Consider the following 14,283-nt stretch of genomic DNA (forward strand, 5'->3'; position numbering starts at 1 on the left):
CCGGCCCCGAACCGTAAGCGGTTCGGGGCCGGCGTCTTTCGATCGATGTGACGATCAGTGACCTGCCGCAGCGGCAGACCCTACCGTCAACGACTCGCCTCGGTCCGAGCTCGAAGCTCGACGCACCAGCGCGTCGAGTGCGACGACGCCTGCACCAGCGGGACGGATGGAGACCGGGTTGATCTCGGCCTCCAGTACGTCTGTGTGGGACACGGCGAGCTCGGAGACCGCAACGATGGTGGCTGCGAGAGCATCCAGATCGCCTTCCGGAAGTCCCCGGTAGCCGGTGACCACCGACAGCCCCTTGACCTCACCGATCATCTCGTGAGCGGTCTTCGTGTCGACCGGTGCGAGGCGAACCGAGGAGTCAGCGAAAATTTCGGCCAGCACGCCTCCGGTGGACAGTACGACCAACGGTCCGACATCGGCGCTGACGCGATATCCCACCAACGCGTCGGCCAAGCCGCGAGGTGCCATCTGCTGTACGAGAACACGGTCTACGACGACGTCGGGCTGGTGCTCGCCGACGCTGGTGACGATGGATCGAGCAGCGTCGCGCACACCCTGGTCGTCGGTCACGTTCAGCATGACCCCGCCGACATCGCTCTTGTGAGGGACTCTGTCCGACAACACTTTCACGACGGCCGGGTAAGCAAATGGCAGGTTCAGATCGTCTTCGAGCGAGGCGACGTCCAGTGCGACTGCGGGGCAGAATTCGACGCCCAGCGAGCCGAGCAGCTCGCCCGATGCCTTCTCGTCCAGTACCGCGGTCGGTGCCGTGGCGTCGACGGCGAACCGAGCTCCGTTGCCGATGGACGCCGGAACGCGACCGTATGTGGCTGCGATGACGTCGGCGCACGACTCCGGTGTGCGGAAGGCAGGGACGCCGGAGGTGTTGAGAAGTGCTGCGGCGTCGGGTGCTTCGGGCAGCGCGAAGGCGACGATGGGCACCGAATGGTTGCCCCGCTCGGAGATGGCCTGCACCGCGAGTTCCGGGTTGAGGCGAGCCGAGGAGCCGATGACGAACACGATGAGATCGAACTCGCCGCTCTCCTGCATCGCGTCCAGAGCGTTGGTGACAATGTCGTGGCGCGCGCCTGCCAAGCCCAGATCGGCAATCAGGCTGTGTGGGATGGTGGCTCCGCGCTCTGCCATCGTTGCAACGAGTTTCTCGCTCGGTCCTGCGATGGTGAGTCCGCGCAGCGCGAGCTGGTCGACCATTATCGCTGCACCGCCGCCGGTGGTCGTCACTACGCCGACTCGAGGGGAGACGGGCGTGGGGGAGACGGGGACGCGACGCAGCAGGCCGGGTGCTTCGACGAGAGACTCGAAGTTGTAGACCCGAGCGAAACCGCAGGCGCGGAAGAATGCCTCGGACTCACTGTCCTCGCCGGCGAGTGCTCCGGTGTGCGAAACAGAAAGTGCCGCAGCCTCATCCGAGCGACCGAGCTTGTACACCGCTACCGGCTTGCCGGCAGCGGCGGCGGCCTGTGCGAACGAGGCGAGGTCTTCCGAATTGCGCAGCGACTCCATGAAGAGGGCGAAGGAGGTGACGCCGGGATCGGCAACCATCGACTCGCAGAGGGCTCCGAGGGACAAGTCTGCTTCACCACCGGTGGAGACGAGTCCGGCGAATCCGATACCGCGGCCGCGTGCTCGACTGACGAGGGATCCGATGACGCTGCCGGACTGCGAAGCGACGAAAATTCCGCCGGACGGGATGTTCGGCTCGCCGAATGCTGCGTTACCCGTGAGCATGACTCCGGTGCGCGGATTGACCACTCCCAGGCTGCTGGGACCGATGACTCGCACGTCGCCCTTGGCTGCGGCCGCTCGCAGACGGTCCTCGCGTTCGACGCCCTCGGGGCCTTCCTCGGCAAATCCCGACGAGAGAACTGTGGCGGCAGTGACGCCGAGTCGAGCGCACTCTTCGACAGCAGAGATCGCCGCTTCTGCGCCGGTCATGATGTAGACGTGCTCGGGAACCTCGGGCAGGGAAGACAGGCTGGGCCATGCCTTTTCGCCCTGCACGGTTTCCCTCGTGGGGTTGATGAAATAGGCGTTTCCGGTATAGCCGGCCTGCGCCAGAAATTGCTGCGGCCGAGCCGTCGTCTTCTTCGGATCGTTGGATGCCCCCACGATCGCAATCGACTTCGGGTCGATCAGTCTCTGGGCGAACGACCGAGTGCCGTCGGGATCGTTGCGATGTTCGTTCATGGGCTCAACTCCTGGGAGCAATGGGCGGTCGTGGCTTCGAACAGCACGCCGGATGGTGGTGCAGACCACTCGACCGGGACTGCATGATCTACGTTACACACTCTATAGAGTACTGTCTATCAACATGGGATCGAGCATTGGTGATCACGAGGACACCGAGGACGGCGACAACACGTCCGTCGCGGGCGTGACGAACCGCGAGGATCTGGTGAACAGGCTTGCCGTCGAGCCGTGTCGTGCACCTGACGATCGACTCGATCGCGCAATTTCGAGCTTCGTGGGGAGGCCTGTCGAGGGGTTCACTCAGCGAACATTCGGCGGACACCTTATTGCGCAGGCAGTGCTCGCAAGCGCTGCGACGGTCGACGATCCCGAACGCGTGGTGAACTCCCTCCACGCGTACTTCCTCATCTCGGGTTCGCATGAACACCCCTTGCGCTACGACGTCGACGCCGTGCGAGACGGAAGGTCTTTCTCCATCCGAGAAACCACGGTGGTTCAGAACGCTCGCAACCTCACCAGGCTCTCGGCCTCGTTCTGTGCGTCAGCGGCAGTCGGAGCCCCCAATGACGCGGAAGCCAATGTCCTGCCGGCGGTTCCACACCCCGAGTCGCTCGAGCCGCTGCATCGGCGTCGTCATCTCGGTCTGCCGGCCGACGGCATCAAGCTTCCGACGCGACGGCGTTGGGAGACCGCGTCTCGGCCGGTCGATATCCGGTACATCGACGACTCCGAACGGCGTTGCTTCTGGTTTCGTACCGCAGCCGTCGACGGCGTCCATCAAAACGTTCACAGGGCGATCCTGGCGTTCGCAAGTGATCGATCGTTGCTACCCGCCATCGCACATGCACGCGGAGATCTGGCCGGGGCCCACACCATGCGCACGGCGAGTATCGATCACTCGATGTGGTTCCATGCCGACGTGCGGGCCGGCGACTGGTATCTCTATCTTCAGGACTCGCCGTTTCACACCCCCAGATCCGGCTTGGCGCGAGGGTCGATCGTGGACGAGAGGGGTCGTCCGGTCGCTTCGGTGGTGCAACAAGGCCTGATCCTCGAACATAAATCGGAGAACTGATGTCGGTTCACGACCGCTACTGACACATCGATCCTGGATGCCGTTCCCGACGTACAGGAGCGATCGACGCTCGCTGCACAGGCTCACGGCCGCGGAATCTTTGTCGACCTACGGGTGAACAGTCGGTGTGGTTGCGCTTGATTCCGGGTGCCGGTCTCGGTGGACGCTGTGCCGCCGCGCAGCAGATCTGCTGCCGCACATGCCCGGGGGCACCGGAATTGTCGCGATAACCGTGGTTTCGCGGGTTTCGGATATCGGTTCGGGACCATCGGACCGGAAGGTGCCGAATGGCTTCTGTTGGTGCACAATGCTTGTCGAACTGCACTGCTCGACGACGGGGACGAGATATGCACATTGTCGTGGGAACCACGTGTGTCGCCACAGCGGCGGCTCTTCGTCGGTTCGTGTCGCAGGCGTCTGCGCCGTTCGTCGACAGCTCGCGAAACATGATCATCTGCCGAACGTGACCGGCACCGGCACCCGACGGCGTGCTTCCCCTCGGTCGACCCGCGAACAATCGTCGCGGACAATACTGCAACACAGAAGGATTCGACGTGGCCGCAACCGTGGAGCAAGCCTCCTATGTCTTCCGTGAGTGGCACAAGCGCATCGGGGATCGAGACGCGCCCGCTCTGTCCGAGTTGTACGCCGCAGGTGCGGTTCTCGAAAGCCCCTTGGTTCCGGTGCTGTTCGATCTGCGATCCGGAATAGTCGAAGGACGAATCGCACTCGACAGCTTTCTGCAGGAGACCACGCGTCGGCGATCCGACGAGAACGAATCGCCGTCGCCGGACCGCGTGGGCATCTACACGTTCGACGGGCACCGTCTGGTCTGGGAACACCCGCGTCAGACGGCGAACGGCGACAAACTCGATCTCGTCGAGATCGTGGAGCTCGACGGACCCCTCATCTCGAGACATCGAATCTATTGGGATTGGCACGGCATCGGGCGCATCGATCCCGCCGAACGACCTCGAGCCACTCGAAGGAAGCGAATCGGCCAGAGCTGAGGGCGTCCCTCGTGACGGTGGCGGTGCCCGATTTCGAGACAGTTCTCCATACACTGAAGCCCGTGACTCGGGTGAGCGGTTTCCACGGCTCCGATCGTGCTCGGCTTCTGGCCGGTGGGGCGATCGAGCTGCTGGCTACCGACGGTGTGCACGGACTGACTCACCGTCGTCTCGACAAGGCGCTCGGTATCCCTCCCGGCTCCACCTCGAATGTCTTTCGTCGTCGCGTCGATCTGCTGCGGGCCGCTCTCGATGCGCTCGTGGAGCAGGAAATGGTGGTCCTGTACGACGCTCTGGGCGATCGTGAGCCAGGGCCGTGGAGTGTGGACACCGCTGCCGAAGTATTCGCGGATGTGGTCGACGCGTGGCTGCTGCCGGCCAATCGCACTCTGCTCGTCGCGCGCTACACGCTGATTCTCGAGTCCTCACGATCCGACGAATTGGCACCGTTGTTGACCGCCGCGCGCAGTCGCTTCACCGCATTGGCGGAATTGCTCTGTGCCGCAGCCGGTGTCGGTTCCGAGGAGGCCTCCATCGATCCGGCGATTCAGCTTGTGGCCTGGGCGGACGGTGTGCTGTTAGCACACGTCACCGCTGGGGTCCGGGCACCGACGCGTGCTGATGTCGCGCAGGGAGTTCGCAGGTTGCTCGGTCTCTGACGACAACGTCGCGCTCGGATTTCGAACCGCGTTGGATGTCGTTCCCGTACGGTATGCAGAAACTACGATCGTAGTTTTCCGTCGATTCGGACGGGGGCGAACGGCCGAGGGGTGGACGATGATCGAGGAACAGACGACTTTCACGGTGGACGGTATCGAAGTAGCCGCAGTGTTGACTTTGCCCGAAGGAGAGAACGCCATGCGGTGCCCGGCGGTGTTCACGGCTCCTGGGTTCGCCGGAGTGAAGGAAATGCTGATACCGAACTACAGCGCAGACCTGGCCGCAGGTGGGGTGGCATCGCTCGCATTCGACTACCCGGGGTTCGGCGCAAGCGGAGGCGACGTACGCCAGCACATCGACCTACCTCAGCAGTTGCGGTCCTTCCATGCCGCGCTCGACGTACTGGCGCGCGACCCACGGATCGATTCCGACCGAATTGCCGTGTGGGGTACCAGCATGTCGGGAGGGCATGCCATTGCTGTGGCCGCGGACGATCCGCGAGTGAAGGCGGTTGCCGCGATCATCCCGTTCATCCGCCTCACTCCCACCGGCAATCTCGAGCTCGCACCGGTCATCGTTCGGGATGCGCTACGACGTCTGTTCCGTAGGCCGGGATTGACCATTCCGGCGGCGGGACGGCCGGGTGAGGTGGCGACGATGAACTCGGACGGAGCCTACGAATGGTCACAGGAGATGGCGCGCGGAGCGGAGAACTACCGCAACGAGGTGACCGTCGCTTCGCTACCGGCCATGTTGCGGTGGTCGACGCGCAAGGCGGCAGCCCGACTCACCGTTCCGGTTCTCGCGATACTCGCCGAATCCGACACCATCACTCCGCCCTCGCGAGTGCGCACAGCGTTCGCTGACGTCGACACGGTCGAGTACGTGTCCTACCCCGAATCGCACTTCGAGCTGTTCACCGATCACGCTGACGCAGTTTGTAAGTCGACGGTGGAGTGGTTGGTCGACAAGCTCGGAGAATGACTTGCGCCGCCTGACGTGATGGGTCTTTCAGTGCACGAGGGCCTGCTGTCGGCCGGCCACTCGGGCGGCAATGGCAGAAGCGAGATCGGCGACCTCCGCAGAGAGAGCGTCGGGAGTCTTGGTATCGGTTTCGTGCAGGAAAGTCGTCGATCCGACTGTGGCACCGCAATATTCGACGATACCGCGTTCGATCTGCGTCCGGAACGCGTCGTACACGCCGTGGCGATCGAAGCTGTCGGCGTCGTCGCCGGCAAGAGAGACCAGGTGGACGGTGAGTCGATCCAGCTTCTTGACGATGCCGTAGTCGGCAGTGAGATCGTAGGCCCACCCGCTGACGAAGACGCGATCGATCCACCCTTTCAGCAGGGCAGGCATGGACCACCAGTACATCGGGAAGACCAGAACCAGGTGATCGGCGCGGTCTATCCGTTCCTGTTCGGCAATCACGTTCGCAGGCGCGATGCCGTTGCCCCGAAACAGATTCAGGTCCCCACCGGCGAACCGTGGGTCGAAATTCTCCGCGGCGAGATCGGCCGTCTCGACGGTGTCACCTGCAGTGCGGATTGCGTCGGTCACGGATCGAGCGACGTGGTGGGTCAGTGAGTCGGGGTCGGAATGGGAGACTACGACGAGTGCGGGCATGGTCGATTCCTTCTGCGAGGCGAAACGGCTATGTACCAACAGTAGGTTACTATTAGTACATAGCGCAAGGGGGTCTCCGATGGCGCGGACGCGATTGTCTCGATCCGACCGATACGACCAGTTGGTCGAGGTCTCGTGGGCGCTCGTGCGAGCGGAGGGGGCCGACGCTCTGACGCTGGGCCGACTCGCCGAACATGCCGGCGTCGCAAAACCCGTGGTGTACAGCCACTTCGCCTCGCGTGCAGAACTGTTGGCCGCACTGTTCACAGAATTCGACGACCGACAAACGGTCATGCTCGAGGAATCTCTGCGCTCCGCGCCCGACTCGTTGAACGGACGCGCACAGGCCATCGCCGACTCGTACGTCGGCTGCGCGTTGGCGCAGGGTCGTGAGCTGACGGGTGTGCTGGCGGCACTGGAGGGCTCGCCCGAACTCGAACAGGTCAAGAGAACGGCCGAACGGGCGTACTCCGAACGATGCCGGTCGATTCTCGACCCGTACAGCGGATCCGGGGGTATCTCGGCACCGTCGTTCACTGCGATCTTCGGTGCAGCGGAGGCTCTCTCTCAGGCGGCGGTATCCGGCACTCTCGCACCGGAGGACGCGACGGGGGAACTTGCTCGACTGATCGTCGCTGCGGTCGGCAAGGACTGACCCCGACCCGAGCGGAGGGCCGCTACACGGCGGGGAATCGGTTGCGCAACGCATCGAGCTGGCGGTGCAGCTCGTAGAGCGACTGCTTCTGAGTCTGCGCCTCGTCGCTGTGCCAGACGTGGCTGCGGGAATCGCCGACGCGCAGGGCTTTGCGGGCGAGTTGCTCGGAGTCCTCGATGCGACTCGACGCGGCCGCGATCTCGGCGGTCAGCATGTCGGCGAACACCCTCGCCTGAGCCGCGTCCGAATTCTCTGCCATGTGCGACCACTCTCGATCTCGCGGCTCGACCGTTGATCGTTCGAGTACCGATGATCAGGATAACCAACTGTAAAAAGACCGCTGGACCGGCTTTGGTGTAACGGGAGCGTCGCTGCCGGGCCCGGACTACTACTCGGTGTAGTCGGTAGTAAGCTCCCGTCCATGTCCGAGCCGACGGAAGGATTCGCGCCTCTGCGCGGTGCCTCCGTGGGCGGACTCTCGGCGCTGGTCACCGCCTGGGCGCACACCGTCGGCGGCGGGATGGCCCCGTCCGATGCGTCGATCGTGCTGCTGGCGCTGGTGTGCTCGGCCGTCGGATACGCAACCGCGGTGGCACCGACGGGGGCTGCACCGCGCACTCGACTGCTGGTCGTTCTCGCTGCGGCCCAGTCGATCGGCCATCTACTGCTCACCGTCGTCGACAGTCACCATCACGGTCCCATGATCACCGAGCAGATGTTCGCGGCCCACGTGGTCGCCGTCCTGGTCGGTGCCCTGGCCATCAGGGGTGCAGAACTCGGCATCCGACGCGCGGTGACCTCGCTGGGCAGGGCTCTCCCACTACTGGCTGCCCTCGTCGTCGACGACAAGCGCATCGCCCCGCCACTGCCGGTGTACCGGATTCCGGGATCACCGCGACTTCTCGACCTTTCTGGCTGCGGAAACCGCGGACCACCGGCTCGAACTGCCTGAGCACAACCCACCGTCACACCCGCCCTGCTCGTCAGGCGTCGGGTAGTGGGTTGCTGCCGCATTCGACACCGCACATCGCACTCTCGGTGATTCACGCTGCCTCCGCGCGGCCCGGTCCCGTAGGCGATGCCACCTCGCGCACATCCGCGCGCCCACTCATCTCTTCACGAAACGAGACCTCGTGTCCACACCCGAAATGGAACGCGTCGCCGATCCTTCCCCGCCCACCCGTCCGACAAGCCCTCGCAGCTGGCGTCCGCTGATCCTGCGGCTGCACTTCTATGCGGGCATTCTCGTTGCACCGTTCATTCTCATCGCCACCATCAGCGGCGGGCTGTACGCCGTCGCACCGACCATCGAACAACTCATGTATCGGGACTACCTGCACGTCGACGCCACCGGCCCGGCCGTGCCGGTAGCGGATCAGATACGCGCAGCGCAGGCCGAACGACCCGATCTCACCGTCGCCGCCGTTCGCCCCGCAGCCGAAGCAGGCGACACCACCCGAGTGATGTTCACCGACCCCACCCTCGGTGAATCGAAGCGGCTGGCCGTCTTCGTCGATCCCGCGACCGCGACGTCCGTGGGCGAGCTGACGGTGTACGGCTCGTCCGGCTCATTGCCTGTGCGTACCTGGATCTCCGAGCTGCATCGCCATCTGCACCTGGGTGAACCCGGTCGCCTCTACAGCGAACTCGCCGCCTCGTGGCTGTGGGTGATCGCGCTCGGCGGCCTCTACCTGTGGTTCGAGCGCTATCGACGCAACCGCGACAAGGCACGACTGCTCACTTTCGATCGCAAGTCGAAGGGGCGCAATCGGTCTTTGAACTGGCACGGAGTGGCGGGAATCTGGATCGCTGTGGGTCTGATCTTCCTGTCCGCCACCGGACTCACGTGGTCCACCTACGCGGGCGAGAACGTCACCGACCTCCGCACGGCGCTGAGCTGGACCACCCCCGCCATCACCAAGACCATCGGCTCCTCCGAGGCGACGACGACGGGTGACCACTCCGGTCACGGCGGTCATTCGATGGACATGTCGGCCGACGCGTCGATGACCGACGACAACGTCGGTCGCATCGATTCGGTCCTCGGCATCGCGAAGGCCAACGGTATCGACGGGGCGGTGGAGGCGTCGATCCCGGCGTCGGACGACGCAGCGTTCGTCGTCGCCGAGACCCGTCAGCCCTGGGTGATGTCGAACAACTCCATCTCGATCGACGGCAGTACCGGCACGGTGATCGACACCCTGTACTTCTCCGACTGGCCCCTTGCTGCCAAGCTCTCGGCCTGGGGTATCCAACTGCACATGGGGACTCTGTTCGGTGTAGCCAATCAGCTTGCGCTGCTTGCACTTGCGGTCGCTCTGGCATCGGTCATCGTCCGCGGTTACATGATGTGGTGGAAACGCCGTCCCACCAAGGCAACCGGCGTCACCGCGGGGCGTCCCCCGCTGCGCGGCGGCATTCGCCGAATCTCACCGATCTCCGTCGTCGCACTGACGGTCGTCGCGGTTGCTGTCGGCTGGTTCGTCCCACTCCTCGGGCTGAGCCTGGTGGCGTTCCTCGCCGTCGACGTGGTCCTCGGCTCGATCCGTCGAGCACGGACCAGAACCGCCAATGCTGCTGCCTCTCGACACGAAAGCGAACTCGCATGACACTCTCCCGACGTACCTCGACCTTGTTGGCCGCCGTGTCGGTCACCGGTCTGATCCTCACCGGATGTTCCAGCAACGAGTCGGCCGCCGCGGCGAAGGAGTCCGATTCCGTTGTCGTCCGCGAGCAGTGGGTCAAAGCCGCCGACTCCGGTATGACCGCGGCGTTCGCCGAATTGCAGAACACCGGCGACTCCGATGTGCACGTGGTCGGTGCGTCGTCGCCGGCGTCGAGCACAATGGAACTGCACGAGATGGCAACCGGGGCCGACGGAGCGATGGTGATGCGTCCGAAGGAGGGCGGCTTCGTCATTCCGGCGGGCGGAACGCATGTGCTCGCCGCGGGCGGCGACCATTTGATGCTCATGGATGTGACCTCTCCGCTCACTCCAGGAGCCGACGCGGAGTTCACCCTCGAGTTCGAGGATGCGTCGAGTACGACGTTCACCGCGCAGGTTCGTGACTTCTCCGGTGCCCAGGAGAACTACGAGCCGGGCAGCATGGACATGGACATGGACATGGACATGGACGGGTCGGCAACCCCTGCCCCGACACCCGGTGGCTGACAACGACAACCGGTCACCACGCTCGCTGAGCCGGCGACGTCTCCTCGGTGGAGGCGTCGCCGCGCTCGGAGTCGCGGGGGTGGGAGCCGCGACCGGTTACGGAATCATCGGCAACCGGGCCGAGGAGACGGCCACCGGAGGTGACACGGTGCCGTGGCGTGGCCTGCATCAAGCGGGCATCGATACGGTTCCGCCACAGGCACACTCGACGTTCGTCGGGCTGACCTTGCACGATCGAGTCGGGCGCGACGAGCTGATCGGGATTCTGAAGGTCTGGACCGAGGACATCGGACGGCTCACTGCCGGTGCACCCGCGCTGGCCGATACCGAAGCCGAACTGGCGCTTCGGCCCGCACGCCTGACGGTGACCGTCGGACTCGGCCCCGGCGTGTTCGATGCGATCGGTCTGCCGGATCGGCGGCCGTCGTGGCTGGCACCGCTTCCTGCCTTCGGAATCGACCGTCTGGAACCGGAATTCACCGGTGGAGATCTGCTGCTGCAGGTGTGCTCGGACGATCCTGTCACCGTTGCACACGCCCTTCGGGTACTCACCAAGAACGTTCGCTCGTTGGTGACGATCGCCTGGACGCAGCGCGGGTTCCGGCGCTCGCGGGGTACCGAGGAATCGGGCACCACGATGCGCAATCTGATGGGGCAGGTCGACGGTACCGTCAATCCGAAGGCCGGAAGTACCGACTTCGACGGCCTGGTCTGGGACGACGGCAGCGACCAGCCCTGGATGCAGCACGGAACGTCGATGGTGTTGCGTCGCATACGAATCGAGATGGACACCTGGGACGAACTGGACCGACCCGGCCGGGAGTTGTCGGTGGGAAGAACTCTCGACACCGGTGCCCCGTTGACCGGAACCGCAGAGTTCGACGAGGCCGATTTCGACGTGACCGATCGATTCGGCATTCCGGTCATCCCGCCGTCCTCGCACATCGCGAGGGCACGGCACCTTCACGACGGCGAGCGAATCTTCCGGCGGGCGTACAACTACGACGATCCACCTGCTCCCGGTTCGGTGTCGAACTCCGGACTTCTGTTCGCGAGCTATCAGCGCGATGTGCTGACCCAGTTCCTACCGATTCAGCAGCGCCTCGACGAGTTCGATGCACTGAACGAGTGGACGACGCCGATCGGGTCCGCGGTGTTCGCGATACTGCCGGGAGTGGTCGACGACGGCTATCTGGGTCAGAGCCTGCTCGGGTGACTGCGCCGACAGGTGCGGATCCCGCGACTCAGAACGAGGTTGCCAGGGCGACGCCGAGTGCGGTCAACGTGTCGACGAACTCGGCTTCGGTGAATGTCAGAGTGCCGCGCAGCCATCGGTCGAGAAGTTCGGTCGTCCCGGCGATCATCAGCACGGTGGCTGCCTCGGCGCGGGGGTCCGCAGGATCGGCGTCGAGCACTGCTTTCATCAGCAGTGGGGTGAACCTGTCGACCATGTGTCGGCGCCGGTCCTCGAGTGCGGGATTGGCCGACGCCTCGGTGTACAGCAGGGAGGACCGTGGATCGGCGGTGAGAGCGCGCACCAAGGCCGCGGCGGTGTGTGCGACGCGTTCTTCCGTCGATCCATGTTCCTGTTCGAGCTCGTTCAGTGCGGTTCCCACGGTATCGATCACGTCGTCGAGTGCAGAGACGAGGATGGCGTCGCGGTCACCGAAGCTCTCGTAGAAGTAGCGCTTGGACAGGCCGGCGCGGGCACAGATGTCGTCGACCGTGACGGTGGAGACACCGGACTCCGCTACGGCGTCGAGGCACGCGTCGAGCAGCTTCTCGCGTCGCTCACGTCGACGTTCGTCGGCGGCGACGCCTCGGTAGGGACGAACGACGGGCGGCATGGCTACATCTTGACACGAAGATGTGCTCAGTTGTGCGCGGTGAGCCGAGGGCGGGTCTCTCGCCGCGCGACCGGGGTCAGAGCGCTGTCCACGTTGGACAACGCCAGACCCATGCTGGTGGTCATGCCGATCCCGGTCGTGACGGTGACGATGTGCACACGGTCGACGGGCTCTTCCAGCAGGAATTCCGAACCCGGTGCGGAGCAGTACGTTCCCTGCCATCGCTCGACGACGTCGATGCGGTCGACTCCGAACAGCGTTCTCGCTTCGCCGAGCAACACCTCGAAACCGTCTTCGCTCTGGAACGGCGAGGTGGTGATCTCGCGAACGTGGGTGTCGCCCAACAGGATCGACCCGTCCGGTTGTGGGGTGTACATCTGGTGCAGGTCGAGTTCGACGTAGTCGGGATACTCGGCCTGCAGGCGGGCAGCGACGTCTGCAACGGCGGGCAGGTTCTCGAAACCCGAGTACCTCAGCAGCGACCAGCCGGTGAACAGCGGCGAGGGAAGCGGTGCACGCAGCGGCATGGTGGCTCGCATCATGTGCAGTCGGCACCGCACCAGTCCGCCGCGTTCGGCGCTCTCGGGAAACAGGCGATCGATGTCGTGGTTGACGGTGACGAACGTGGCACCGGCATGCAGGTCGCCGCGGGAGGTGCGAACGATTCCCGGCGCGAACGACGTTGCAGCGGTGCGCCAGTGGAAGTCCACCCCGGAATCGGCGAGCCAGCGTGCGACGGCCGGAGCGGCGGAGCGCGGGTCCACCTGGACGTCCAGAGGCAGGTACATGCCGCCGACCACATCGGTGTCGGCAAGGGGGAGTCGGTTCAGTACCTCGCTGCGGTCCAGCAGCTGTACCTGATCCTCGCCCCGTAGTTCGGCGAACTGCTCGAGCACCGCGAGCTCGTCCTCGTGCCGGGCGACGCAGTGCGTTCCCGATTCCGCTGCCCAGAAGTCGGCTCTTCGGGCGAGGTCGAGCCAGTGACTGCGGCCTGCTCGCGCGTACTCGAGTGCGGTCCCGGATTGCGCTGTGATGCAGGCGTGTCCGAAGTTCTGGACGGAGGCACCTGCGACACGATCGGCATGATCGATCACAGCCACGGTGAGTCCGCGCCGATGGGCGTGATACGCGTGTGCGAGGCCGACGATCCCGGCCCCGACGACCACGACGTCGTACGTCGATGTCATACGGAAAGTCTTTCTGCTGAGGTCATGTCAGGCGTCCATGACGGCGGTGAAGGTCATCCGGTCTCCGCGATAGAGCGACCGTCGGTGTTCGATGGGAACACCGTCCGTGTCGTAGGAGACACGGCCGAGCAGAAACATCGGTGTCCGAGTGTCGACGGTGAGCAGTGCGGCTTCCCTGGCATCGGGGAGGACGGTTTCGATGGTGTCGACAACGCGCCCGAACGTGACTCCCCGGGCTGCCAATTCGGCATAGAGAGACGTTCGGTGATCGAAACTGTCCTGTAGCCCCGGGATTCGATAGGCGGGAATGCGGGTCGTTTCCAGTCCGACTCGCACGTCGCCGGTGGTGAAGACGCGTTCGAGTTGCACCACCTCCGAACCGATCTCGATCGCGAGGAGTTCCGCCAGCACGTCGTCTGCTCGGAACACTTCCCAGCCGACCAGAATTCGAGTGGCGCTCATGCCCTTCTCGCGCGCGGCCTCGGTGTAGGAGCCGATCGCCAACGGCAGCACCACTTTGGGTTCGGCCACCACCGTCGCCCGGCCGCGACGTTCGATTCGACCGGCTACCAACAGTTCTCGGATGGCTTGACGCAGTGTCTCGCGGGACACGTCGTATCGATCGGCGAGATCGCGCTCGGACGGAAACGCGTCGCCCGCAGACATGCCGTCGAGCATCGCGTCGAGGCTTCTGCGGACGATCTGATGCTTGAGTACGCGAGGTTCGGTGTCCACGGCCATGGACCAACCATAGCATCAATTGGTCTAGACCTAATTGTCGTGCGACGTTCACGGTCCGTTCACTCACGTTCCACGTAATGGTCTATACCA

At 64.5% G+C, this 14,283-nt stretch carries 15 protein-coding genes; 9 read left to right on the top strand and 6 right to left on the bottom strand.

The genetic code is table 11. The annotated features are described in order from the left end of the window. Nucleotides 1–54 precede the first annotated feature (54 nt). Nucleotides 55–2,217 carry an acetate--CoA ligase family protein gene (locus tag CH274_RS04675; protein WP_094656912.1) on the bottom strand — a complete coding sequence of 721 codons (2,163 nt, stop codon included), beginning with the start codon at nucleotides 2,215–2,217 and terminating at the stop codon, nucleotides 55–57. Nucleotides 2,218–2,341: 124 nt separating this feature from the next. Here CH274_RS04675 and CH274_RS04680 point away from each other — a divergent pair, with 124 nt between their 5' ends. The 4 genes from CH274_RS04680 (at nucleotide 2,342) to CH274_RS04695 (ending at nucleotide 5,949) form a co-directional block, all read left to right on the top strand. Next, nucleotides 2,342–3,295: an acyl-CoA thioesterase gene (locus tag CH274_RS04680; protein WP_094656949.1), complete on the top strand. Its 954-nt coding sequence runs from the start codon at nucleotides 2,342–2,344 to the stop codon at nucleotides 3,293–3,295. Nucleotides 3,296–3,849: 554 nt separating this feature from the next. Continuing rightward, entirely contained in the window at nucleotides 3,850–4,305 is a 456-nt protein-coding gene (locus tag CH274_RS04685; RefSeq protein WP_143546528.1) for a nuclear transport factor 2 family protein, read from the top strand. Nucleotides 4,306–4,367: 62 nt separating this feature from the next. After that, nucleotides 4,368–4,964: a TetR/AcrR family transcriptional regulator gene (locus CH274_RS04690; protein WP_143546529.1), complete on the top strand. Its 597-nt coding sequence runs from the start codon at nucleotides 4,368–4,370 to the stop codon at nucleotides 4,962–4,964. A 118-nt stretch (nucleotides 4,965–5,082) separates the two neighbouring features. After that, the gene (locus CH274_RS04695; protein WP_179275644.1) at nucleotides 5,083–5,949 is read left to right on the top strand and encodes an alpha/beta hydrolase; all 867 of its coding nucleotides are present in this window, start codon (nucleotides 5,083–5,085) and stop codon (nucleotides 5,947–5,949) included. Between the two features lie 27 nt (nucleotides 5,950–5,976). Here the strand turns inward: CH274_RS04695 and CH274_RS04700 are convergent, their stop codons facing one another. After that, nucleotides 5,977–6,591, bottom strand: a complete 615-nt coding sequence (locus CH274_RS04700) for an NAD(P)H-dependent oxidoreductase (RefSeq protein ID WP_094656916.1) — start codon at nucleotides 6,589–6,591, stop codon at nucleotides 5,977–5,979. Between the two features lie 79 nt (nucleotides 6,592–6,670). Between CH274_RS04700 and CH274_RS04705 the strand changes: the two genes are divergently transcribed. Further along, nucleotides 6,671–7,246: a TetR/AcrR family transcriptional regulator gene (locus CH274_RS04705; RefSeq protein WP_094656917.1), complete on the top strand. Its 576-nt coding sequence runs from the start codon at nucleotides 6,671–6,673 to the stop codon at nucleotides 7,244–7,246. A 22-nt stretch (nucleotides 7,247–7,268) separates the two neighbouring features. Here the strand turns inward: CH274_RS04705 and CH274_RS04710 are convergent, their stop codons facing one another. Next, on the bottom strand, nucleotides 7,269–7,505 hold the full coding sequence (locus CH274_RS04710; RefSeq protein WP_094656918.1) for a hypothetical protein: 237 nt from the start codon (nucleotides 7,503–7,505) through the stop codon (nucleotides 7,269–7,271). 162 nt (nucleotides 7,506–7,667) lie between these two features. Between CH274_RS04710 and CH274_RS04715 the strand changes: the two genes are divergently transcribed. The 4 genes from CH274_RS04715 (at nucleotide 7,668) to CH274_RS04730 (ending at nucleotide 11,634) form a co-directional block, all read left to right on the top strand. After that, complete coding sequence (locus CH274_RS04715; RefSeq protein ID WP_094656919.1) at nucleotides 7,668–8,198, top strand: hypothetical protein; 531 nt, start codon at nucleotides 7,668–7,670, stop codon at nucleotides 8,196–8,198. Nucleotides 8,199–8,379: 181 nt separating this feature from the next. After that, nucleotides 8,380–9,855, top strand: a complete 1,476-nt coding sequence (locus CH274_RS04720; RefSeq protein WP_094656920.1) for a PepSY-associated TM helix domain-containing protein — start codon at nucleotides 8,380–8,382, stop codon at nucleotides 9,853–9,855. Continuing rightward, nucleotides 9,852–10,418: a copper chaperone PCu(A)C gene (locus CH274_RS04725; RefSeq protein WP_094656921.1), complete on the top strand. Its 567-nt coding sequence runs from the start codon at nucleotides 9,852–9,854 to the stop codon at nucleotides 10,416–10,418. Before CH274_RS04720 ends, CH274_RS04725 begins: the two co-directional genes overlap by 4 nt. Then, a complete protein-coding gene (locus CH274_RS04730; protein ID WP_094656922.1) occupies nucleotides 10,411–11,634 on the top strand; it encodes a Dyp-type peroxidase in 1,224 nt (407 codons plus the stop codon). The genes CH274_RS04725 and CH274_RS04730 overlap by 8 nt, the downstream gene beginning before the upstream one ends. A gap of 28 nt (nucleotides 11,635–11,662) precedes the next feature. On the opposite strand, the gene CH274_RS04735 is transcribed toward CH274_RS04730, so the two are convergent. From CH274_RS04735 to CH274_RS04745, 3 genes are read right to left on the bottom strand one after another with little or no spacing between them, the layout of a single operon-like run. Continuing rightward, nucleotides 11,663–12,265: a TetR/AcrR family transcriptional regulator gene (locus CH274_RS04735; protein ID WP_094656923.1), complete on the bottom strand. Its 603-nt coding sequence runs from the start codon at nucleotides 12,263–12,265 to the stop codon at nucleotides 11,663–11,665. A 26-nt stretch (nucleotides 12,266–12,291) separates the two neighbouring features. Next, a complete protein-coding gene (locus CH274_RS04740; RefSeq protein WP_094656924.1) occupies nucleotides 12,292–13,452 on the bottom strand; it encodes a TIGR03364 family FAD-dependent oxidoreductase in 1,161 nt (386 codons plus the stop codon). Between the two features lie 27 nt (nucleotides 13,453–13,479). Next, on the bottom strand, nucleotides 13,480–14,193 hold the full coding sequence (locus CH274_RS04745; RefSeq protein ID WP_032396017.1) for a GntR family transcriptional regulator: 714 nt from the start codon (nucleotides 14,191–14,193) through the stop codon (nucleotides 13,480–13,482). Between the last annotated feature and the right edge of the window lie 90 nt (nucleotides 14,194–14,283).

Source organism: Rhodococcus sp. 06-418-5 (assembly GCF_002258285.1).
In the GTDB taxonomy this organism is placed as follows: domain Bacteria; phylum Actinomycetota; class Actinomycetes; order Mycobacteriales; family Mycobacteriaceae; genus Rhodococcoides.

Coding starts and splice junctions, on each gene's coding strand:
- CH274_RS04725 (WP_094656921.1), top strand. CDS start 9,852: ATGACACTCTCCCGACGTACCTCGACCTTGTTGGCCGCCGTGTCGGTC.
- CH274_RS04695 (WP_179275644.1), top strand. CDS start 5,083: ATGATCGAGGAACAGACGACTTTCACGGTGGACGGTATCGAAGTAGCC.
- CH274_RS04705 (WP_094656917.1), top strand. CDS start 6,671: ATGGCGCGGACGCGATTGTCTCGATCCGACCGATACGACCAGTTGGTC.
- CH274_RS04675 (WP_094656912.1), bottom strand. CDS start 2,217: ATGAACGAACATCGCAACGATCCCGACGGCACTCGGTCGTTCGCCCAG.
- CH274_RS04715 (WP_094656919.1), top strand. CDS start 7,668: ATGTCCGAGCCGACGGAAGGATTCGCGCCTCTGCGCGGTGCCTCCGTG.
- CH274_RS04710 (WP_094656918.1), bottom strand. CDS start 7,505: ATGGCAGAGAATTCGGACGCGGCTCAGGCGAGGGTGTTCGCCGACATG.
- CH274_RS04700 (WP_094656916.1), bottom strand. CDS start 6,591: ATGCCCGCACTCGTCGTAGTCTCCCATTCCGACCCCGACTCACTGACC.
- CH274_RS04680 (WP_094656949.1), top strand. CDS start 2,342: ATGGGATCGAGCATTGGTGATCACGAGGACACCGAGGACGGCGACAAC.
- CH274_RS04735 (WP_094656923.1), bottom strand. CDS start 12,265: ATGCCGCCCGTCGTTCGTCCCTACCGAGGCGTCGCCGCCGACGAACGT.
- CH274_RS04745 (WP_032396017.1), bottom strand. CDS start 14,193: ATGGCCGTGGACACCGAACCTCGCGTACTCAAGCATCAGATCGTCCGC.
- CH274_RS04740 (WP_094656924.1), bottom strand. CDS start 13,452: ATGACATCGACGTACGACGTCGTGGTCGTCGGGGCCGGGATCGTCGGC.